Consider the following 20257-nt stretch of genomic DNA (forward strand, 5'->3'; position numbering starts at 1 on the left):
TGACATATTGTTTTTAGAGGCTATCGGTATACGATCGGTATACGCAACCTATACGCAAAACTTAGTTTTGGTTTTTAAAGCGTCTGCGTCATTTCTGTCATATTGGCAGGGTTGTCTGTTGCCTTAATTGTGATCTTGTCGCCTGCGAGATCTTTGTTATCTTCTGTTGCTGTATAAAGCCACTCGAAGCCGGAATCTACCGCGGATCCTTCTTCTACCAGCGTGCCGTCTTCATTTTCTATTTTGACGGTTACCGCTTTCACAGCGAAATCATCCAGTACTACTATTTTGATGACATCTCCTTTTTTGCCTTTGTAGGCAGACAGGTCTATGGTTTCGATGTCCGGTGCTTTCAGGAGATCAGCTACTGCCACATTGTAGGTGCTGATTCCTTTGGATGCATCTGCTGCTGCGGAATAGATTTGGTTTTGGGCAGGATCATTCATTACCGATTTTGCGTACAGGGTTGCTTTTTGGAATTTGAGCTGATGCGCCTTCTGATTGTCTGTGTAATCTCCGGTTCTGTCTTTTGGAACTTTTGAAACGAAAGTTTTGCCGTTTCTTTGGCTGAATACGATAAGGTCTCCTACTTTACCGCTAAGGCCGTGTGTGATGATGTTGTTTTTACTTTCTGCCATCGTTTGTGGTTTTTTAAAAGTTATTAATAATTTGAGCTTCTAAAATAAATATTTTATTCATACGAAATGTAATTTTTTATGAATTATTTTTCGAAAATATATTATGTTAAATAGGTTTTTGGATTTTAGAAGGGATTACTGGTTTATATTATGTTAAATTGGATTGGTATTGGTTTGAGAATCAAGGTTTTTAAGATGATAACACTTTTGTAATTGGATTTTATTTTGGATATTTGAGAATCACGCTAAAATTCAAATGTTAAATAACGAATGAAAAAATATTACGAATTCCATCACGAAATTTCAAAAAACAAGCTATTTAAAGGATTATTAGGTTTTGGATTGTTTGCAGAGAAGATTCCTAACTTTTTAACTTCAGAATCATTCTACAGTTATATCCAAACACAAAGCTTTCCTTATAATGATTCAAAACCAACGGATTATATTAGATATTCTAACATGCGTAATATAAACATTCCCAGACCGCTAGCTATTCCTGATCCTTTCTCATACGCCAATCAAATAAAAATACTAAGTGAAAATTGGTTAAGAATTATTAGTCATTATAAGAGAAAAACAAAATCCCAACCTTTCAAGATTAGTAGAATTCATATTAGACGATTGAAAGCTAAACATTCATTGTTTGAAATGAATTATAAAAATTTCATACTAGATGGAAATCCAGAAGATAATATATATGTTAAAAGTAAATACGTTGCCAACGCTGATGTTGCCACTTGTTTTCCAAGCATTTATAGTCATTCAATTTCTTGGGCATTAGTTGGAAAAACAAAAGCTAAACAAGAAAGTGGAAAAAAATTTGAGGACAAATGGTTCAATAAATTAGACTTTTATACTAGAAATTTAAAATATGGAGAAACAAATGGTGTTTTAATTGGACCCCACTCTTCAAATCTCATATCTGAAATAATTCTATGTTGTGTTGATTACGAATTACTAAGTAAGAAGTATAAATTTTATCGTAATGTAGACGATTTTACGTGCTTTACTAATTCATACGAAGAAGCAGAAAAATTTTTCATTGACCTATCCGAGATACTTAAAGGATTTGAATTATCTCTAAATAGCAAAAAAAGTAAAATAAGCCAGTTACCACAAGCAGATGTCTCCAATTGGGTCACAAAGCTTAACCATTTTAATTTTACAGATCAATACACTACGAAACACGGTCAACAGGGAGTCAGATTAAGGGAACTGAAAGGTTTTATTGATTTTGCTATTGAAACGATGTTGGAAAATGGTAATGATGCTGCTATTCTAAATTATGCTATTAAAATAATTTCAAATAAACATTTAGGTATTTTAGCATATGATTATTTTATTAAAAAAGTTCATCATTTAACTCTACTATATCCCTATCTAGTATTAATCCTAAAAGAATATGTTTTTGAAAAACATTTAGTAGAAAAGGAGATAATTGAATTAATTGCTAATGATTTGTACGAATTAGGATTAAAATAAAAGAACTATGAAATATGCTCTTATTCAATTTTCTACGCCATGGAGTATAAATTTAAATTATCTAGTTCTACTATTAAAAATGATGCATTGAAATCTAATGATTGTATATTTTTAATGATTGCTTTTTTATATGATAAAAGATATGAAAGCAAGTCTTACTTAAAAGAATATAAAGACTTAGCTAAAAAACTTTATGCAGAAGACTTTCATAGATACTGGATATTTTGTTATGAAATATTAACACAAAACGAATTACGTGATAAATATAAAGCCTTAAAAAAGGCTAATATTAGTTTTATAATTGATAAGTTTAAATAATAATTCTGTCACATTCTTAAAAATATAAATTCTATAAAAACTAAAAAGTATGGGACTACAACTTTGGTATTCTGCAACTACTGGCATTAGAAGGAAAGGAACGACTTTCGCTGAACTTCAAGATATATTTATTGATAATATAACTACTAAGTTTATTTACGAACCTTTGGCTTGTTGTCAAAATGACGACTTTGCTATTGATGTTCAGAATCTTATGAAAGAACTAGATTTTGACATTCTTGGAGTTAGAAAGGATGATAAAACAATTGGCTATCTAAAAAGAAATGACTTAACTGAAAAAGACTTAGTTGAAAAGCAAATATTACCTTTTTGCATAGAAAATATAATTTCTGATTCTACACCTATGTCGGAGTTATTAGATTTACTTTCAAGAAATGGATATGTCTTTATTTTAACAAAAAATGAAGTGACCGGAATTGTAACTAAAGCAGATATTAACAAACCCATTGTTAGAATTTATTTATTCGGATTAATTTCACTTTACGAGCTACATCTAAATTATTGGATTAATAAATTAGAAGATATAGATAATTTGGATAAACTAATTTCAGGCAATAGATTTCAACTAGCACAAAAAATCTTTAGAGAGCGACAGGGACAAAATTTAGATCTTACAATTTTAGAATGCTTACAATTATGTGATAAAAAAGAAATACTTCTTAGAAACAAAGAATTTTTAGGAAAATTTAGTTATTCAAAAACAAGGTTTAAAGATTTTTTAGAAAATGCAGAAAAGATTCGAAATGAGTTAGCACATAGTCAAAGTTCAATAATAGCAAATCTCACCTGGCACAGTTTTACTCGAACAATTAATGACACAAAACAATTTTTATTGAAATCTGAGATAGAAATAATTCAGTAAAAAATCTATAATGAAATATTTATTAAACCATAAAAATTTATCCGATATTTTAATAGAAGCAGAAATAAAATTATTTTCTTCAGAAAAACTTAAATTTAAAAAAGATAAGACGTGGAGAGAAAATTCAATCCCCAAAAGTCCTGGAGTATATGCTTTATTCGAAGGAACAGAAATACTATTATATGTTGGTGAAACTGGAAATTTACGAGCTAGGATGAATGAAATTAACCGAACAGTCAATCATTCATTTAGAAAACAGCTTGGTTTTACAAAATTCAAAGGCATTAAATCATCTAAAAAATTCGATGATGACATTGAGAAACAATTAGATTTATTCTTTAGTGAAAGTTTATACGTTTCTTTTTAGAGGTAAATTTCGGAAGGCTAGAAATAGAAACTTCAATTATAACTAATCATCAATCGATCCTTTTAAATTCAGAAAAGAAAAGAAAACTTAAAATAGAACTTTTAAAACTTGAGGAAAACGAAAACGACACGTTATTGTAAAATCATAAACCGCCCTCAAAAGCGGTTTTCATCTTCCCACTCCACTGATAATTTCAGATATTTGAGACTTACACCTCCATTCTTAAAATTCTATGAAAAAACTACTGATCCTTTGTTTTATTTTTAGTCTGTCGATTCTTGGATATGCTCAGAAACAGGCGGGCGCCAAGGATAGCATCAAGGTGTTTTATGACGGGCTTTTCTCGGTTCTCAAAAAAGGCTATCTGCACAGGAAGCAGTTGAACTGGCCAGCGGTAGAGGCGGAAACCAGACAGAAGCTAAGCGCCTACGGGAACTTCGGAAGCTCGCTGGGTGAGATCAAGCCGCTGTTTGACAAGATAGGCGCCAACCACTGCGGCATCTACTACCAACAGAAAAGATACGCCGGCTCGGGAAAAACCATCCCCAAAGATGCCTACACCGACCAACTGAAAAAGAAACTGGCTGCCAAACCAGCCTTCGAAGCCAGAATGCTGAACGACCGGTACGCCTACATCCTGATGCCCGCAATGGTCTTTATGGATACCAGCGCCAGCAACATCTCCAGCATAGCGCAGCCAATGTACGACCAGATTGCAGCCCTCAAAACCACGCACCACCCGCAAGGCTGGATTGTGGATCTGCGCCTCAATACCGGCGGGAACTCGATGCCAATGCTGCTGGCACTTTACGACCTGCTGGGCGATAACGCGGTCTGGGGCACGCTGGACCTCAACAAAAAACAGGAAAATCTGGCCCGACTGAAACAGGGAAAGTATCTGGATAATTCTAAAATAATCCCATCTATAAAACCCAACGGCGAACTAGTGGATCAGGCAAAAGTAGCGGTGATCACAGGGATCTTCACGGCAAGTTCGGGAGAGATAACGGCTTTGGCGTTCCAGGGGCGACCCAACACGATCTTCATCGGCGAAAAGAGTTATGGAGCGATGACGAGTAATATCCAGACGGAACTGCCATTTGGTGCCGTACTGGCACTGACGATCGGCTATGACAGTGACAGGAACGGCGTTTATCAGGAGGAGATTGTGCCGGATGTTTTGGTTTCGAAGCTGGATAATTTTGATGACCTGACGGCGGATGGAAATGTGCTGGAGGCGGTGAAGTTTTTTGAGGGGAAGTAGGTTTTGGTTGCGGACACGAGCAGGATACTCGCGCCAGCGATGAAGGAATTAAATTTTATCTCTATATACATTTACCCAAAAGAAGTAGTTGCAAATATTTCTTTTCTGCAATTGGTTATTATTTCGGACATTTGATTGTCAGCTAATTGTGTTATTCATTAATTTTTAAAGACTTTTAGCGGATCATTGGTTATGAGAAACATTAGTCTTATTCAATTCAAATCCTCGAGTTTAGCTTTCGTCTTTTGTTTGGGAATGATCTTCTCCTGCTCTACTGCAAAGAGTTCAATTAATTACAAAGCCGATCCCCTGTATCTGGAAATTGAGAAATTGGGACAGGAACTGACTGTAAAGAATCATGTTCCCGGCGTGGCAGTCGCTGTAATCCGGGATGGAAAAGTCGCCTGGATTCAATCGATAGGTTATGCGGATCTGGCAAGCAAAAAGCCTGTCACTCCGGAAACGATTTTCAATGTCGGTTCTGTTTCTAAGATGGTTTCTGCATGGGGATTTATGCAACTGACGGAGAAAGGTCTGATAAATATGGATGATTCTGTTGATCAATCTCTTACCCGATGGCATCTTGCGGATTCTGAATTTGATAAATCAAAAGTTACATTGCGGCGATTGCTGAGTCATACGGCGGGGCTTTCGGTTCACGGTTATGGCGGATCGGATCAGGGAACGACACTACTCAACCTGGAGGAATCTTTGAACGGGAAAACCAAACGGAATGGTGAAACGGTGCATCTCATCAGCGAACCGGGAACCAAATGGGACTATTCGGGAGGCGGTTACACACTGGCACAACTTCTTTTGGAAGAGAAAACCAAGCGGGATTTTGCCAGCTATATGAGACAAAACATCTTCCTGCCACTTGGGATGAAACATACAAGCTATGAATGGACGGCAGAAATGATGAAAACCTCAGCAACAGCCTACGATGAAGTTGGCAACCCGATTAAAGACAGAATTTTCACTGAAAAAGCAGCGGCAGGACTGCAGACCACAATTGAGGATCTGGCTCACTTTACAGCACTATCAATCACGCATAATCCCAAACAACTGAATCAAGTTCTGAAACCTGAAACTATTAAGCTAATGGAAACGCCAGTGCAACCCTCTTCCAACGAAGGCGAAAGTGGATTGGGCTACCGGTTTATGAATTATGAAGGTTTCCGAACCATTGGTCATACAGGCGAAAATGTTGGCTGGTGTGCAGCTGTGTTTATGGATTTACCAAGCAAAAACGGTATCGTTGTGCTATGCAACGGATCTAATGGCGACCGTGTCTGGTTTCCGATTTACCAAAGCTGGTTGAAAAGTGTGAAGAGGGATTCACATTCAAAGTAATCATCTGTTGTAAATAATTGGTATTTTAGTCATTCATAAATTCGAAAACCTGTAAACTTAATCACAATTAAACCGATGAAAATAAGTCTTTACATCTTCATCCTCTTATCTGTTTTGCTAATCGCTGATGGCATTGCCTTCTACAATTATCAGATCAGTCTGGCTGGCTATTACAGTGATATTATTTTGTTTTGGCTTTGGTTTGTGATGAGCCTGGTTGTGATTGTAGTTTTCTGGAAGAAGGTTGTAGCCAAAGTATTTCTGGGTGCGATGATTCTGACTTTAATCTTAAGCATCCTTCCAATGGGATTACCGTTTTTAACTTTCATTCTTTCTATGACCTCAGCAGGACTGAGAATAGACAAGGATCTGAACGAAAACTACCGCGGGCAAATAGTGGGTTACGGCGTGATGGTGCATCCGTGGCTGGAAGTGATTGAGAAAAAAGGTCTGCTGGAACATAAGTTTTACGAGTGCACAGAAATGGACATCGAGCGACTGAAGAACGAACCTATCAATGTGAAGTTTGAAGCGCAACTGAGACCTGAATTGCAAATCAGTGAGGCCAAAGACCTTCATTTTGTCAGTGAGACAGACAGCATCATAACACTCGTCATCTTCTATGGCGGACCGAATAAGACCATTACGTTTAATAAAATCAATAAAAAATTAATCTCGATCACCGAAAGATGATCTGTGGTAAATTATTATTATTTTAGTGACATCAACTATCTTAATCTAAAAACTTAAAACTATGGAGAAAAACAATCCAATGACCTTTACAATGAGTATTGTTGCCATCATCGTCGGGGTAGCTTTGTACAAGCAAATTGATTTTAAAACGATGACTGTGGAGAAGCCTGCGTTGGCGGCGCTTTATGCGGTTACGCTTTTGATTGCGGTTGCGGTACTTGTGAAGAATTTTCTGAAGAAGGCGGAGAAATAATATTAAGAACTATTAAAAACTACAAACCAAAACGGTTTATAAAATCTACCATGAAAAAATTAACAATTCTTTTTTTTGCATTAATCCTGAATTTGACCTACAGTCAAAACAACGGGTTTATTATTAAAAACAATGATACCATCAATGTTGAGTTCTCTGACAATTCTCTTCATATAAGAAGTTTTGGTAAAATAGAAAAGCTACAGAGTAAAGTCAAATACAAGCTCAATGGCGAAACAATTACAGCAAAACCTAGTGATCTGGATGGCTTTTGTATAAAAACCGACGAAAGGAATTATTGTTTTGACAGCTTCACAGATGATAAATCCGGGAAAGGATCATTTGCGTTCCGCGTATTCGGAAACAAAGTGGACAAATTAACGGTTTACCAGTATTATGGCTCTGGATTTATTGGCATCAATTACAGTGTAAGCCTAGGCTATCTTGTTAAGAAAAATGATATACAGGATCTAAGCTTCCCGGTTACTTTTCCTAAAAAATGGAAAGAGGCTTTGTCTTATATAGTAAGAGATTGCCCGGACTATCAGAAATATGTGGACGAAAACGTGAAAAAGATCACATTTGAAAATGAATTTTATGATTATCTAACCGAGTATTACAATAAATGTAAAAAGTAATATTCATTGACAGTATTTTGGAAAACCTAATATGATGGAAAAACTCAAAACTGCCAGACAAAGTCCAACCCCATTTTCCCAAACCTATTTCCATGGAACAAAGGCAAATTTGGAATTGGGCGATCTGATAGAACCTGGCAACAGTTCCAACTTCGGAAAGCGGATCGATGCTAAATATATTTTCCTGAGCGCTACACTGGATGCTGCAATCTGGGGTGCAGAACTGGCGATTGGAGAAGGTAGTGAAAGAATCTATCTCGTAGAACCAACCGGTGAAATAGAAGATGATCCGGACTTAACCGACAGAAAGTTCCCTGGCAATCCTACGAAATCATATAGGTCTACATCACCTTTCAGAGTGGTGGGAGAAGTGACGGTATGGAAAGGACATCCCAAAGATCAGGTGCAAACGATGAAAGATGCTTTGGAAAAACTCAAAGATCAGGGCATTGATTCCCTGAATGATGAATTATAAACAACAAGTATTAAGACACCACAACAGTTTTGCGAAATTAAAACTCAATTTAAAAATTAATGAAAAACATACTGATTCTTTTGGTTGTTGCAGTATTGCTGGTTGCGGGCTTTGTCTTTTATCAGAAAAAAGTACGGTACAATCTGGTGACGATTTCGGAAAACAAAGTCTATAATTCCGGTGTCATCGCTCCTGAAAAATTACCAGAAGTTTTAAGTGATCACCATATTAAAACCGTGATTGATCTGAGAGACGGTTTTGTGCAAACCGAGCTGAATCCCGAAACCAAAAAACAAGTGAATGCCGAAGAATATGCGATGAATAAAATTGCGGGCGTAAAGTATTTCAACTTACCGACAGATCAGATTCCGCAAGACAGCACGGTTCAAAAATTCCTTAAGATAATGGACAATCCAAAGAATTATCCTGTTTTGATCCATTGTCACCACGGCGTCGGGCGTTCGAGGCTTTTCAGCTCCATTTACAGGATTGAGTATGAGAATTTTTCTAATGAAGATGCAAGATCCCACGCGCGCTACCTTTGGGAATTGAGCGGTAATTTTTCCAAAAATTCTGAGAAAGGAATTTATCTTACTAATTACAAGAAAAGAATGAGGTGACAGCAAGTGCCAGATCACCATCACAAAACCGCCTGTCATAAAGCGGTTTTTTAAATTATTTTTCTGATGAATCTGAACTTTCGGAATTATATTTTTTCATAATCACGGATTTGAGACGCTTCTCATTATCATCGCCCCAGCTTCCTATCATTGAAATGACTGGAATGAGTGTCTTTCCAAAATCGGTCAGACTGTACTCCACTTTTGGTGGCACCACTGGATAAATGATCTTCGAAACCAACTCGTGGTCTTCCAACTCTTTTAGCTGAATATTCAGAACTCTTCTTGTCGCATCGGGAATCTTCCGCTGCAATTCACTTGGACGCTGATGTCCCTGATTGATAAACCATAACAAGCGGATTTTCCATTTACCATAGAGTACTTCGCCGATTAGATCGAGGCCACAATTGAGGTTTGGTAAAATTTTTCTCTCATACATAGAAGCAAAATTAAGCCTATGTTCCAAATTGTGCAATAGGGGAAAAATTGTTCCCTATCTGAATCGTAATTCCGTAATTGTGCAATGTTGAAGTATGTCAGAAATTTGTACAAAAATAAAGCAATGGTACAAGAATTTAATTTCAAAAATGAGTTATCAGGCAAAATAGCCTTGGTAACAGGAGGCACAAAAGGCGCAGGAAAGGCAATTGCAGAAAGACTTCTGAAAGCTGGCGCAACTGTGATCATCACCGCAAGGAACAAACCCGAAACAGAAGTTTCAAACTTACATTTCATTTCTGCAGATCTTAGCAAATCCGAAGGCACGAAAAAAGTAGCAGATGAGGTTCGCGCTCAATTTGGGCGACTGGACATTCTCATCAACAATCTTGGAGGCTCGGAAACCAAAGGCGGCGGTTTTTCGGTTTTGACTGATGAAGATTGGGAACAAAGCATCAATACCAATTTATTAGCACCCATAAGATTGGATCGTGAATTTTTGCCTCAAATGCTCTTGCAAAAAAGTGGCGTAATCATTCATATTGCATCCATCCAGGGAAGACTGCCGCTTTACGATTCCACATTACCGTATGCTGCTGCGAAAGCCGGACTTATTAATTACAGCAAAGGCCTGTCTAAGGAAGTTTCGCCCAAAGGCGTTCGTGTTTTGACCGTTTCGCCGGGCTGGATTATGACAGAATCATCCACAAGACTATTGGAACGCATATCTACAAGTTCAAATTCTACCATTGACGAAGCAAGAAAAAGTGTCATGGATGCATTAGGCGGAATCCCAATCGGACGACCAGCGGATCCAGAGGAAATTGCAGAATTTGTCGGTTTCCTGGTTTCTCCAAGAGCCAATTATCTCACCGGAACAGAATATATCATGGACGGAGGCACAATTCCTACAATTTAATCACTTTAAAAATAAAATATATGAACTTACCAGAAGTAATCACATCGCTAGAAAAAGCACAGAACAATTTTGACAGTCACGCTTACGCAGATTGTTTTTCCGAAACAGCCGTAGTTTTTGACGAGGGCAAGACTCACAACGGAAAAGCCGAGATCCAACAATGGATAGAGAAAGCTAACACAGAATACAAAGCGACTATGAAACCTTTGGAATATTCTGAAGCCGATGAAATTTTGAAAGCTGAAGTGTCAGGGAATTTCCCAGGCAGTCCGATAGTTTTAGCTTATCATTTTAAGTTAAAAGACGGACTGATCGACTCTCTGAAAATTACAGGTTAAAAATCTCATCCATAAAAAACCGTTCTGTTGAAGAGCGGTTTTTTTAGTTTAAATTATCTAAAAATCTGTTGCGCAAATTCATTGAGACAACGTCTCCAAGTTAGCCATTCGTGGTAGGTTCCAGGTGAGTTGTATTGGACGAATGGATATTTGTTTTGATTCAAATAATTAGATAATATCGCATTGTATTCAGAAAAACGCTTGTCTTCTTTCTCGCCAATTCCGATAAAGAAAAATGGTTTTTGTTTTGATCTCAATAGATTTTCCACAGGCAATTCTTTGAAAGGCTGAAGTTCCGTCCCTTCGTAAATCACCGGACTGAATGAGCCAATGGCAGAAAACAGTTCGGGATGATTCGCCCCGATGAACATTGCCTGATAACTTCCTCTGGAAAGGCCTGCGATTGCTTTCTTACCATTCGTATTATATTTTTTTTCAATGTAAGGAATCAGCTCATGAGTCACCAGTTTGTCTAGATTTTTTGTAGAAAGAACTGTTCTTGGATAATCGTCGGGTAATTTTTCCTGTTCGGGAGTTAGTGCAACGCCATAATCCATCACGACAATCATTTCGATTGCTTTTTTATCTGCGAAGAGATTATCCAAAATATTTTTGATGTAACCTTGTCTTTCCCAACCAGTAATATCTTCGCCGGTTCCGTGATAAAGGTATAAGACCGGGAATTTCTGCGTGCCATAGTTTGGTGGCAAATAAACTTTGAAGTTTCGTTTTACTTTGGTGATCTCAGACTCAAAACCGTCATCTACTATTTTGCCGTGTTTTACATTTTTCTCAAAAAAGAAATCTTCACCAGACGGAATTTCAATCCCGCTTGTTGGCTGCCCGTAGCCGAAGTAAAGTTCTGTATTCGGGTCATTCGTCCTTTTGCCATCGACATTGAACCAATAGTAATGAAAGCCAATTTCCAATGGTGAGGTTGAAAAAGTCCAAAATCCATCAGTTCCTTCTGCGGCATCGTACGAGAGGTTCTGCATTCCGTCTCCACCTTCTATCGTCACAGATTTTGCTTTCGGAAAATAGACTTTGACCTCTGCTTTTCGGTCAGCATCAATTTTAGGAAATTCTTTTCCGTTCTTTGCTGTGACAGACGTTTTAAAGTTTTGAGAAAACAACAGAGCCGAACTGAAAACAAGAGCAGCTGTTATGATTTTGAATTTTTGCATTGGACTATTTGAAAACGTTAGAAAACTATGCAATTTACAAATTCTATGAAATAATAAAACCGATTTAAATTGTCACAATATCCAGTTCCAAATCGTGGTAGAGAAGGATCTTCCACTGTTCTTCCCTCGCCTGTTTTTCCCAAAGCATTCTTTCGTCTCTTGCCTTTTTCCCGTCAAAATCTGTTTTGAAGGCGATCTGATATTTCAGATAACCCATTTGCGGAAGATTGTCTGCGCCGTAGAAAGCGGTCTCATTATTTTCTTTGATCCAAAAAACCTGATGAAATGGCGTGTGTCCACCTGTCACTTCGTAGGAAATTTCGGGTGTGAGGTTTCCTTTGTCGAGATCCATCCAGACGATTTTGGCATTATCAATAATAAAATTCAAAACATCTAGATCGAATGAAGGATTTCCATCTTTGGAACGGGCAAACTCCAATTCACGTTTTTGAAGATAAACTTCAGCCTCAGGGAAATTGAGCGACCAATGTTTTCCATTCTTATTCACCAATCCATCAATATGATCTTTGTGCAGATGAGAAAGCAGGATCATCTTCACATTTTCAGGTTTCAGGCGAGCTTTTTCTATATTGAGGTGAATCTTAGGAACGTCATTTTCCAGCCAGCCAAGACCAGCATCCAACAAGACCAGATCATCTTTGGTCTCGATTAGGAAAGGTTGAATTGCTATTTTGAGGTCCTTCTCGTTTTCGGAATCTTCGAGATAGGTAAAATTTTTGTTTTTATCAACACTGAAATTCCCGTCTTTTAGCGGATGTATTTTCATCTTCAATCTTTTAAATTAAATAACTTTCATTTTTCTTAATGACAAAAAATAAGAAATCAAAACCACAATTCCAAGGAGCAGAATGAAGTAGCTCCAAGATGTGGCGTGGAGAAAGTAGCCGGAGCCACTTCCTAAAAGTGCTGACCCAAAATAATAAAACAACCAATACAAAGACGTGGCTGTACTTTTGGCTTCCTGTGCGTGCAATGCGACCATCTTGCTCGCCATTGTATGTGCACCGAAAAAACTAAGCGTAAGAAGCGCCAGACCAATCATTACGATGAACAATCTCGGAGAAAGCAAAAGCAAGACCCCAACTAACATCAAAACAATACAGACCTGCAGAATCCTGCGTTGCTCCATCCTTTCTGAAAGTCGGCCAACAATGGTTGTTCCCACGACACCCAAAGTGTACATCAAAAATATAAAGGCAATGAAAAGATGATTCATCGAAAATGGTGGCGACTCCAAACGGAATGTCAAGTAATTGTAAATACTCACAAACGTTCCCATAATCAGAAAAGCCACAAAATAAAGACGAAGCATGTAAGAATCAGAAGCAAAGTTTTTCATCTGTTTTACCTTCAAAGTAAAGTCAATCTTCTGTGGTTGATGAAAACGTGAATCGGGGAAATATTTCCAGAATATCAACGCCAAGATCAAGCTTCCCATTCCTATGATCAAGACTGTATTTCGCCAGCCTATTTCGCCATCCAAAACCGTCGCTATCATTCTTCCGCTCATTCCGCCGATCGTGTTTCCGTTCAGATACATACTGATCGCCAATCCAATGACAGAGGCCTGAACTTCTTCTGTAATATAAGCCAATGCAACCGCTGAAACACCCGCTATCACAAAACCTTTCACAACTCCCATTGCAATTAAAAGTGGTAAACTTTCTATCCACGCTGAGGCGATGGTGAGACAAGATGACGCCAGCAATGCAAACAACATCTGCTTTTTCCTGGAAAAACTATCCGATTTGAAAGCAAAAAAGAAAAGACCCAAAGCCATTCCCAAGGTGGAAGAAGAAACCAGCCAAGAACTGTCACCAATGGAAGTTTTAAAATCTTTTGCAACGGTCGGCAACAAAGGCTGGAACAGATAAAGCTGTGCAAAGACAGACAATCCCGAAAGAAATATCGTCAGTTGTATATTTCTGAATCTGCGACTCTTTTTGTCCGCTTTGTGATCGATGTCTAAAATGATAACTGAACTACTGATTGATCCCATAGATATAGCCGAAGCCTTTTTGTCCGTCTTCCAGTTCATATTCAGCGAGAATTCGGCGGTAGCCATCGCCTTCAAATTCGTCAAGAGAATGCCAGTGGTAGCTCAAGTCATCAGAAAATAAAACATAGCAAGAAATATCTATCTGTTCATTTTCCGGCGCTGAGACAAATCCATTAGAACCAAGGTCGGCACCCAAACCTTTGCATTCTAATTTTCCGCCTTTCAGTATTGCGGATTTCCATTCACCTTGGATATGACTTATTTTGTGATGATTGGGTTTTCCTGGAGCAAGTGTTCCGTAGATTATAAGTTTGTTCTCTGGTCGGTACTCTTCAAAAAAAACTCTTTGGTCGGCCGTAAGCTCATATTGGTCCAATGTTTCAACTTTAATATCTGCAATTGTATGTTTTTGGTTCAAAGCTGAAAGGTCTGTTAATAAACTCATTCTTAAATCATTTTTCAATTGATGATACAAATTTCGGAATATATTCTAAATTTGTAAAACGCTTTATTTCGATAAAATCCATCGATAAAACCGATTTAGAATATGGAATTACGACAGCTCAAATACTTTCTCAAAGCAAAGGAACTTCTAAACTTCACTGAAGCTTCCAACCATCTAAATATCAGCCAAAGCACACTCTCCCAACAGATCAAACAGTTGGAAGAGGAAATTGGAATTCCGCTTTTCAACCGCATTGGAAAACGAATTACCTTGACGGAAGCTGGTCTGTTATTTTCTGAGTTTGCCTTTCAAAGTGTTCAAAAATCCAATGAAGGTCTTATGATGATGAAGGATCTGAACAAGCTCAATTCCGGAAGTCTTTCCATCGGGATCACCTACGCATTGCGCCATCTTCTTACCAAAGCATTGATCGCCTTTTCCCGACAATACCCAAAGATCAAAATCAATATTGTTTTCGGAACGACCTCTGAACTGATAGAAAAGTTAAATACGACCGAACTGGATTTCATTCTCACCTTCAAAGAAAGCTATGAGTCCGACTATGACTACCATTCTCTATTTTTCTCGCCAATGACATTGGTCGTGGCCAAAGATTCTGAGTTTTCAAAACTTTCGTCCATCGCTTTAAAAGATATTATGAAATTACCACTAGCCTTGCCAGCAAAGGGATACAGCACGATTCAATTTATCAAAGGCATTCTGAAGAAGGAAAAATTAGAACCGAATGTTTTGATCGAGATCAATGACATCCCAACTCTACTAGAACTCGTAAAAACCGGTAATTGGAATACGATACTGACGCAAGTCAGCGTGGACGATCCAGACTTGGCAACTATTAAGATCAAAGGTAAAAATATGTTGCGTGAAGCGACCATCATATCGCTAAAAAATATGTATCAAAAAAAATCGGTCAAGATCTTTCAGGAATTTCTTTAAAAATTTATTGTCCTTTAATAACAAAAAACCGCCCTTTGCTAGAGCGGTTTTATTAATTAAAAAAAGTTTGTCTAATATTTTCCTTCATCCTGAACTTCCTTAGCCTGGTATTCCTGAACCAATTCTATGGCATTCGTGATCACGTCGCTGAGCGCTGTGATGAATGTTCCTTCTTCGGCCAGACTCATTGCGTGTTTTAAAGCATCGATCTCTTTTGGGATGCATTCGTAGCTGATGTCTCGATTGGCTTCCTGGATTCCTTCGATGATGAGTCCATTGATTTCCTCTTCTGGTCTTCCTCGAAGATGTTTTTCGTTTCTGATGATGATGTGATCGAACATTCTTCCCGCAATTTTCCCAATCTCGCGGATGTCGCCATCTCTTCTGTCGCCAACACCTGAGATGATTCCGATCTTCTTATTGGCCTCCACGCTTTTCAAGAAATCCTCAATTGCTTCATAACCAGCAGGATTATGTGCAAAATCGATCATTACTTTGAAGTTTTTGAAATTGAAGATATTCAGTCGTCCTGGTGTCAATTGTGCACTTGGGATAAATGTCGTCAAAGCCAAAGCAATGTTTGGAATTTCGAAACCATAAACGTAAGCGGCCAATGATGCTGCCAAAACGTTTGCGATCATAAACTTGGCTTTGCCTTCCATCGTGATCGGGATATTTTTCACCCTTTCGATTCGGATTTTCCACTCGCCTTTTTTGATGGTCACAAATCCTTCCTCATAAACGCAGGTAATTCTACCTTCCTTTGCAAAACGTTTGATGTGCGGATTGTTTTCGTCCAGACTGAACAAAGCCACTTTTGACTTCAAATCGTCCACGAGTCTCATAGAATATTCATCATCAGCATTCAGCACGCACCAGCCGTCTTTTTTGACACTGTCTAAAACAACACGTTTTACCCGCGTCAGATCCTTCAAATTATGAATATCGCTGATACCCAAATGGTCTTCTTTGATATTAGTCAAAACACCGATATCACAAGTTCCGAAACCAAGTCCGGATCTCAGGATTCCGCCTCTTGCCGTTTCCAAAACAGCAAATTCCACGGTTGGATCTTTCAAGATAAATTCGGCAGATTGTGGTCCGGTCGTATCGCCTTTTTGAAGCAATGTATTTTGGATGTAGATGCCGTCAGATGTTGTGAAACCTACTCTTTTTCCATTGTTTTTTACGATGTGTGCAAGAATTCGCGTGGTCGTCGTTTTTCCATTCGTTCCCGTCAAAGCAATGATTGGAATTCTGAATTCTTTTCCAGGTGGATAAAGCATATCTACAACTGGCGCTGCAACATTTCTCGGCAAACCTTCGCTTGGTGCAAGGTGCATTCTGAATCCTGGTGCCGCGTTGACCTCCAAGATTGCGCCGCCGCTTTCCTTCAAGGGTTGCGTCAGGTTTTCTGCCATAATATCGATCCCGCAAACATCCAGTCCGATGATTCTGGAAACACGTTCCGCCATCTGAACATTCTCTGGATGGATCATATCGGTCACATCGATGGATGTTCCGCCAGTTGATAAATTTGCAGTTGATTTTAAGTAAACGATTTCTCCTTTTTGAGGAATCGTTTCTAAAGTATAATTTAATTTTTCAAGAAGTTCATTGGTGTCTTTATCCACATCAATTTCGGTCAAGACATTTTCGTGTCCGTAACCTCTTCTTGGATCTGTATTTTCTTTATCGATGAGTTCCTGGATGTTCAAGTCGCCATCGCCAACCACGTGAGCCGGAACTCTTCTTGCTGCTGCCACCATTTTATGATTGATGACCAAAACCCTGAAATCGAAACCGGTAATGTATTTTTCGACAATGACTTTTCTTGAATATTGTTGCGCGTGCGTTAAGCCAACAACTGCTGTCTCAAAATCATTAACGTTAATGGAAGCACCTTTTCCGTGATTCCCGTCTAATGGCTTGATGACGATTGGATAACCAATTTTTCTGATCGCAAGATCCAAACCTTCCTCGTCCACCACCAAACTTCCGGAAGGAACAGGAATCGCTGCATCTTCCAGCATTTTTTTAGTAAGCTCCTTGTTGCAGGCAATATCCACCGCAATGCTGCTTGTATTTCCTGTAATGGTAGCCTGGAATCTCTGTTGATTGATTCCATAACCCAATTGAACCAAAGAGTTTTTCCCCAATCTGATCCAAGGAATTCTTCTGGAAACCGCTTCTTCCACAATACTACCTGTAGACGGCCCAAGTCTTTCGCTTTCACGCAGTTCTTTGAGGTGGTGGATGCAGACATCAATATCGTAATCTGTTCCTGCCATCAAAGCTTCGGCAATTCTCACGGATTCTTCTGCCGCAAAAATCCCGGCCTGCTCTTCTCTGTAATTGAAAACCACGTTGTAAACACCTGGCGTTTTTGTTTCACGTGTTCTTCCAAATCCGACATCCATTCCGGCAAGCGTCTGAATCTCAAGCGCAATATGTTCGATAACGTGCCCCATCCAGGTTCCCATTTCCACACGTTTGAAAAAGCCACCTTCGCAGCCTTCGGAGCATCTGTGGGAAATTAATGAAGGAAGCAACTGCTCGATTCTTTCCCTGAAACCGTCTATTTTATTGGTCGGTTGATGTTCTGTTTCTTCCAGATCCAGACGCATCTGTATTAATTTTTTTCTGGTAATGCTCCAGATATTCGGACCTCTCAGAACCTGTATTTTTTCTATTTTCATATTTAAAGTAGTTGTTAGATCGTTAGATTTCAGATATTGGACTTAAAATCAATGGTTTAAAATTTTATGTCCGAGAATTCTCAAACAATCAAAAAATACTTACCAAAGCCGTTCCTAAATTCTAGTTTTATCAAAGATAATAGAAAAGCTTTTAAATAAAGAAAAATCAGAAATAAATATTTTGTTATAAAATAAAATCGTTATCAATTTTATAAAACAATTAACGATTTGTTAATTTAAACCTACGTTTTACTGTAAATAAGTATTTAATAATTAAAACTTTAAATAAAACAGACGAATTTTTACCAGTAAAATATGAGGTATATTCTATTATGATTTATTATTTTTGTTAACTATGAAATCAAAAGGAAAACTTGTCATCATTGGAGGTGCTGTAAATAAAGGTAGTTTTACAGAAACCCACTTTGATCAAAACGTCGAAAAAAACCTCAACTTTTTTGAACGAGGTATCCTCAGAAAGATCATCAACGAATCCAAACTTAAAGAAGACTCGGTCATCGAAGTTATTACGACAGCTTCTCAGATTCCCGATATCGTAGGTCCCGAATATAAAAAAGCCTTCGAATTTTTAGGCACTAAAACCTGTAATATTCTGGATATCCAAAATCGTGAGCAGGCCAATAGTGATGCAATAGTTGCCAGAGCAAACGCAGCTGATGTTGTAATGTTCACAGGTGGCGATCAGCTGAGACTGACATCAATTCTTGGCGGTACGAGATTTCACGATGCGATTCTTACGAAATATCAGACCGAAGATTTTATCTACGCAGGAACCTCTGCCGGCGCTGCTGCTGCTTCCGAAAATATGATCTATCAAGGTTCAAGCTCCGAAGCTTTGCTGAAAGGCGAGATTAAGACCACGCAAGGTTTAGGCTTTATAGAAAATGTAATTATTGACACACATTTCGTTCAGCGAGGTAGAATCGGAAGGCTTTTTCAGGCGGTTGTCAACAATCCAAGGACTTTAGGAATTGGTCTTGGAGAAGATACAGGTTTATTTATTCAGGATGATGAAATGACTGCGATTGGTTCAGGACTTGTCATTATCGTTGACGGACTCCAAATCAAAGATACTAATTTGACAAACGTAGATCTCGGACAACCGATTTCTATTAAAAACCTGATCGTAGATGTCCTTTCTATGAATGATACTTTTGATATGAAATCCAGAGAAATGACGATTGTAAATTCACAGTACAACCCTATTCCGCAGGTGATTCCTAGTAATTACACAAGCGATTAAAACACTTCGACTCCGCTCAGTGTGACAAATTTTTAGAATTTAAGATATCAGTCTGAGGCGAAGTTTATCCTGAGCCTGATGAAGAGAAAACATATAAAAAATTCTTTTGTCAGTCTGAGGTTCTCGGAAACATAAAAAACTAAAATTCCATTTATGAAAATAATCATCCACGGCGGATTCTTCTCCGAAAGCAATCAAAGCAACGAAGTGAAATTGGCAAAACAGAATTCATTGAAAGCCATTGCGAAAAAATCCTATGAATTTCTTCAAGACAATTCAGCTTTTGATACGGTTGCGTATGCAGTTTCGCTTTTGGAAGACGATGATTTGTACAATGCAGGAATCGGTTCTCAAATTCAAAGTGATGGCGTAATCCGTATGAGTGCAGCGATAATGAATGGTGAAACCCAGAAAATGAGTGGTGTCATCAATATTCAGGATGTGAAAAATCCGATTTTAGTAGCGAAGGAATTAATGAAAGAAGACGACCGCGTTCTTGGCGGAAACGGTGCAAAACAATATGCCACACAAAATGGCTTCGGCAATTTCTCCACCGAAATCCCGCAAAGAAGAAAAGAATACGAGGAAAAACTGAAAACCGGCGGCAAAGGAACGGTTGGCGCAGTTGCTCTGGATAAAAACGGAAAACTGGCAGTTGCGACTTCCACCGGCGGAAAGGGTTTTGAAATCCCAGGAAGAATCTCAGATTCTGCGACGGTTGCCGGGAATTACGCCAATCAATTTTGTGCAGTGAGTTGTACAGGCGTTGGAGAAGATATTGTAAGCAATGCAACCTCAGCAAAAATTGTAACGAGAGTTACAGACGGATTAACCATTGAAAATGCCTTCGACAGAACCTTTGAAGAACTGAAAGACATTGACGGTTTTGCAGGCGCTATCGGAATTGACTGTGAAGGGAATGTCTTCCATCAGGATTCTTATCCTACTATGGTTTTTGCGAGTTTTGATGGGGTTGATTTTGAGGTTTTTGGATAATTAAAATAGTAAA

The 20257-nt window shown here is 38.4% G+C and carries 23 protein-coding genes; 16 read left to right on the forward strand and 7 right to left on the reverse strand.

Translation table 11 applies throughout. The features are described from left to right. Nucleotides 1-74 precede the first annotated feature (74 nt). On the reverse strand, nucleotides 75-638 hold the full coding sequence (locus LUD75_RS01475; protein ID WP_232703949.1) for a hypothetical protein: 564 nt from the start codon (nucleotides 636-638) through the stop codon (nucleotides 75-77). A gap of 270 nt (nucleotides 639-908) precedes the next feature. Between LUD75_RS01475 and LUD75_RS01480 the strand changes: the two genes are divergently transcribed. The 11 genes from LUD75_RS01480 (at nucleotide 909) to LUD75_RS01530 (ending at nucleotide 8984) form a co-directional block, all read left to right on the forward strand. Beyond that, entirely contained in the window at nucleotides 909-2120 is a 1212-nt protein-coding gene (locus LUD75_RS01480) for an RNA-directed DNA polymerase (RefSeq protein ID WP_232703950.1), read from the forward strand. A 39-nt stretch (nucleotides 2121-2159) separates the two neighbouring features. Next, complete coding sequence (locus LUD75_RS01485) at nucleotides 2160-2438, forward strand: hypothetical protein (RefSeq protein WP_232703951.1); 279 nt, start codon at nucleotides 2160-2162, stop codon at nucleotides 2436-2438. Nucleotides 2439-2487: 49 nt separating this feature from the next. Next, nucleotides 2488-3321 carry a CBS domain-containing protein gene (locus LUD75_RS01490; protein WP_232703952.1) on the forward strand — a complete coding sequence of 278 codons (834 nt, stop codon included), beginning with the start codon at nucleotides 2488-2490 and terminating at the stop codon, nucleotides 3319-3321. Between the two features lie 10 nt (nucleotides 3322-3331). After that, complete coding sequence (locus tag LUD75_RS01495) at nucleotides 3332-3688, forward strand: hypothetical protein (RefSeq protein ID WP_232703953.1); 357 nt, start codon at nucleotides 3332-3334, stop codon at nucleotides 3686-3688. A gap of 232 nt (nucleotides 3689-3920) precedes the next feature. Then, nucleotides 3921-4952, forward strand: coding sequence for a S41 family peptidase (locus tag LUD75_RS01500; RefSeq protein WP_232703954.1), 1032 nt, complete (start codon nucleotides 3921-3923; stop codon nucleotides 4950-4952). Nucleotides 4953-5144: 192 nt separating this feature from the next. After that, nucleotides 5145-6305 carry a serine hydrolase domain-containing protein gene (locus LUD75_RS01505; RefSeq protein ID WP_232703955.1) on the forward strand — a complete coding sequence of 387 codons (1161 nt, stop codon included), beginning with the start codon at nucleotides 5145-5147 and terminating at the stop codon, nucleotides 6303-6305. Between the two features lie 75 nt (nucleotides 6306-6380). Beyond that, nucleotides 6381-6998, forward strand: a complete 618-nt coding sequence (locus LUD75_RS01510) for a hypothetical protein (protein WP_232703956.1) — start codon at nucleotides 6381-6383, stop codon at nucleotides 6996-6998. 61 nt (nucleotides 6999-7059) lie between these two features. Further along, nucleotides 7060-7251, forward strand: coding sequence for a hypothetical protein (locus tag LUD75_RS01515; RefSeq protein ID WP_232703957.1), 192 nt, complete (start codon nucleotides 7060-7062; stop codon nucleotides 7249-7251). A 50-nt stretch (nucleotides 7252-7301) separates the two neighbouring features. Next, nucleotides 7302-7889 (forward strand): hypothetical protein, encoded by a 588-nt coding sequence (locus LUD75_RS01520; protein ID WP_232703958.1) that lies wholly within the window; start codon nucleotides 7302-7304, stop codon nucleotides 7887-7889. Nucleotides 7890-7923: 34 nt separating this feature from the next. Continuing rightward, a complete protein-coding gene (gene arr / locus LUD75_RS01525) occupies nucleotides 7924-8364 on the forward strand; it encodes an NAD(+)--rifampin ADP-ribosyltransferase (protein ID WP_232703959.1) in 441 nt (146 codons plus the stop codon). A gap of 59 nt (nucleotides 8365-8423) precedes the next feature. Next, the gene (locus LUD75_RS01530; protein ID WP_232703960.1) at nucleotides 8424-8984 is read left to right on the forward strand and encodes a dual specificity protein phosphatase family protein; all 561 of its coding nucleotides are present in this window, start codon (nucleotides 8424-8426) and stop codon (nucleotides 8982-8984) included. Between the two features lie 55 nt (nucleotides 8985-9039). Here LUD75_RS01530 and LUD75_RS01535 read toward each other — a convergent pair whose 3' ends face one another. Next, nucleotides 9040-9423 (reverse strand): winged helix-turn-helix transcriptional regulator, encoded by a 384-nt coding sequence (locus LUD75_RS01535; RefSeq protein WP_232703961.1) that lies wholly within the window; start codon nucleotides 9421-9423, stop codon nucleotides 9040-9042. Between the two features lie 123 nt (nucleotides 9424-9546). Here LUD75_RS01535 and LUD75_RS01540 point away from each other — a divergent pair, with 123 nt between their 5' ends. After that, nucleotides 9547-10341 (forward strand): SDR family oxidoreductase, encoded by a 795-nt coding sequence (locus LUD75_RS01540; protein WP_232703962.1) that lies wholly within the window; start codon nucleotides 9547-9549, stop codon nucleotides 10339-10341. A 20-nt stretch (nucleotides 10342-10361) separates the two neighbouring features. Continuing rightward, entirely contained in the window at nucleotides 10362-10679 is a 318-nt protein-coding gene (locus LUD75_RS01545) for a nuclear transport factor 2 family protein (protein ID WP_232703963.1), read from the forward strand. A 53-nt stretch (nucleotides 10680-10732) separates the two neighbouring features. On the opposite strand, the gene LUD75_RS01550 is transcribed toward LUD75_RS01545, so the two are convergent. The 4 genes from LUD75_RS01550 to LUD75_RS01565 form a co-directional block, all read right to left on the reverse strand. Further along, entirely contained in the window at nucleotides 10733-11863 is a 1131-nt protein-coding gene (locus LUD75_RS01550) for an alpha/beta hydrolase-fold protein (RefSeq protein WP_232703964.1), read from the reverse strand. A 64-nt stretch (nucleotides 11864-11927) separates the two neighbouring features. Next, nucleotides 11928-12650 (reverse strand): MBL fold metallo-hydrolase, encoded by a 723-nt coding sequence (locus LUD75_RS01555; protein ID WP_232703965.1) that lies wholly within the window; start codon nucleotides 12648-12650, stop codon nucleotides 11928-11930. Between the two features lie 15 nt (nucleotides 12651-12665). Further along, the gene (locus tag LUD75_RS01560) at nucleotides 12666-13922 is read right to left on the reverse strand and encodes an MFS transporter (protein ID WP_232703966.1); all 1257 of its coding nucleotides are present in this window, start codon (nucleotides 13920-13922) and stop codon (nucleotides 12666-12668) included. Beyond that, nucleotides 13867-14328 carry a gamma-glutamylcyclotransferase gene (locus tag LUD75_RS01565; RefSeq protein ID WP_232703967.1) on the reverse strand — a complete coding sequence of 154 codons (462 nt, stop codon included), beginning with the start codon at nucleotides 14326-14328 and terminating at the stop codon, nucleotides 13867-13869. Before LUD75_RS01565 ends, LUD75_RS01560 begins: the two co-directional genes overlap by 56 nt. Nucleotides 14329-14430: 102 nt before the next feature. Here LUD75_RS01565 and LUD75_RS01570 point away from each other — a divergent pair, with 102 nt between their 5' ends. Then, nucleotides 14431-15285 carry a LysR substrate-binding domain-containing protein gene (locus LUD75_RS01570; protein WP_232703968.1) on the forward strand — a complete coding sequence of 285 codons (855 nt, stop codon included), beginning with the start codon at nucleotides 14431-14433 and terminating at the stop codon, nucleotides 15283-15285. Between the two features lie 71 nt (nucleotides 15286-15356). Here the strand turns inward: LUD75_RS01570 and cphA are convergent, their stop codons facing one another. Continuing rightward, a complete protein-coding gene (gene cphA / locus LUD75_RS01575; RefSeq protein ID WP_232703969.1) occupies nucleotides 15357-17984 on the reverse strand; it encodes a cyanophycin synthetase in 2628 nt (875 codons plus the stop codon). A 355-nt stretch (nucleotides 17985-18339) separates the two neighbouring features. Here cphA and LUD75_RS01580 point away from each other — a divergent pair, with 355 nt between their 5' ends. After that, nucleotides 18340-19248 carry a cyanophycinase gene (locus tag LUD75_RS01580; RefSeq protein WP_232703970.1) on the forward strand — a complete coding sequence of 303 codons (909 nt, stop codon included), beginning with the start codon at nucleotides 18340-18342 and terminating at the stop codon, nucleotides 19246-19248. A 153-nt stretch (nucleotides 19249-19401) separates the two neighbouring features. Next, entirely contained in the window at nucleotides 19402-20244 is an 843-nt protein-coding gene (locus LUD75_RS01585) for an isoaspartyl peptidase/L-asparaginase (RefSeq protein ID WP_232703971.1), read from the forward strand. The last annotated feature ends 13 nt before the right edge of the window (nucleotides 20245-20257 follow it).

It is taken from the genome of Epilithonimonas sp. JDS, from assembly GCF_021261315.1.
Lineage (GTDB): Bacteria > Bacteroidota > Bacteroidia > Flavobacteriales > Weeksellaceae > Epilithonimonas.

Coding starts and splice junctions, on each gene's coding strand:
- LUD75_RS01515 (WP_232703957.1), top strand. CDS start 7,060: ATGGAGAAAAACAATCCAATGACCTTTACAATGAGTATTGTTGCCATC.
- LUD75_RS01560 (WP_232703966.1), bottom strand. CDS start 13,922: ATGAACTGGAAGACGGACAAAAAGGCTTCGGCTATATCTATGGGATCA.
- LUD75_RS01580 (WP_232703970.1), top strand. CDS start 18,340: ATGAAATCAAAAGGAAAACTTGTCATCATTGGAGGTGCTGTAAATAAA.
- LUD75_RS01475 (WP_232703949.1), bottom strand. CDS start 638: ATGGCAGAAAGTAAAAACAACATCATCACACACGGCCTTAGCGGTAAA.
- cphA (WP_232703969.1), bottom strand. CDS start 17,984: ATGAAAATAGAAAAAATACAGGTTCTGAGAGGTCCGAATATCTGGAGC.
- LUD75_RS01510 (WP_232703956.1), top strand. CDS start 6,381: ATGAAAATAAGTCTTTACATCTTCATCCTCTTATCTGTTTTGCTAATC.
- LUD75_RS01550 (WP_232703964.1), bottom strand. CDS start 11,863: ATGCAAAAATTCAAAATCATAACAGCTGCTCTTGTTTTCAGTTCGGCT.
- LUD75_RS01480 (WP_232703950.1), top strand. CDS start 909: ATGAAAAAATATTACGAATTCCATCACGAAATTTCAAAAAACAAGCTA.
- LUD75_RS01535 (WP_232703961.1), bottom strand. CDS start 9,423: ATGTATGAGAGAAAAATTTTACCAAACCTCAATTGTGGCCTCGATCTA.
- arr (WP_232703959.1), top strand. CDS start 7,924: ATGGAAAAACTCAAAACTGCCAGACAAAGTCCAACCCCATTTTCCCAA.
- LUD75_RS01490 (WP_232703952.1), top strand. CDS start 2,488: ATGGGACTACAACTTTGGTATTCTGCAACTACTGGCATTAGAAGGAAA.
- LUD75_RS01540 (WP_232703962.1), top strand. CDS start 9,547: ATGGTACAAGAATTTAATTTCAAAAATGAGTTATCAGGCAAAATAGCC.
- LUD75_RS01505 (WP_232703955.1), top strand. CDS start 5,145: ATGAGAAACATTAGTCTTATTCAATTCAAATCCTCGAGTTTAGCTTTC.
- LUD75_RS01585 (WP_232703971.1), top strand. CDS start 19,402: ATGAAAATAATCATCCACGGCGGATTCTTCTCCGAAAGCAATCAAAGC.
- LUD75_RS01545 (WP_232703963.1), top strand. CDS start 10,362: ATGAACTTACCAGAAGTAATCACATCGCTAGAAAAAGCACAGAACAAT.
- LUD75_RS01530 (WP_232703960.1), top strand. CDS start 8,424: ATGAAAAACATACTGATTCTTTTGGTTGTTGCAGTATTGCTGGTTGCG.
- LUD75_RS01555 (WP_232703965.1), bottom strand. CDS start 12,650: ATGAAAATACATCCGCTAAAAGACGGGAATTTCAGTGTTGATAAAAAC.
- LUD75_RS01570 (WP_232703968.1), top strand. CDS start 14,431: ATGGAATTACGACAGCTCAAATACTTTCTCAAAGCAAAGGAACTTCTA.
- LUD75_RS01500 (WP_232703954.1), top strand. CDS start 3,921: ATGAAAAAACTACTGATCCTTTGTTTTATTTTTAGTCTGTCGATTCTT.
- LUD75_RS01520 (WP_232703958.1), top strand. CDS start 7,302: ATGAAAAAATTAACAATTCTTTTTTTTGCATTAATCCTGAATTTGACC.
- LUD75_RS01495 (WP_232703953.1), top strand. CDS start 3,332: ATGAAATATTTATTAAACCATAAAAATTTATCCGATATTTTAATAGAA.
- LUD75_RS01565 (WP_232703967.1), bottom strand. CDS start 14,328: ATGAGTTTATTAACAGACCTTTCAGCTTTGAACCAAAAACATACAATT.
- LUD75_RS01485 (WP_232703951.1), top strand. CDS start 2,160: ATGGAGTATAAATTTAAATTATCTAGTTCTACTATTAAAAATGATGCA.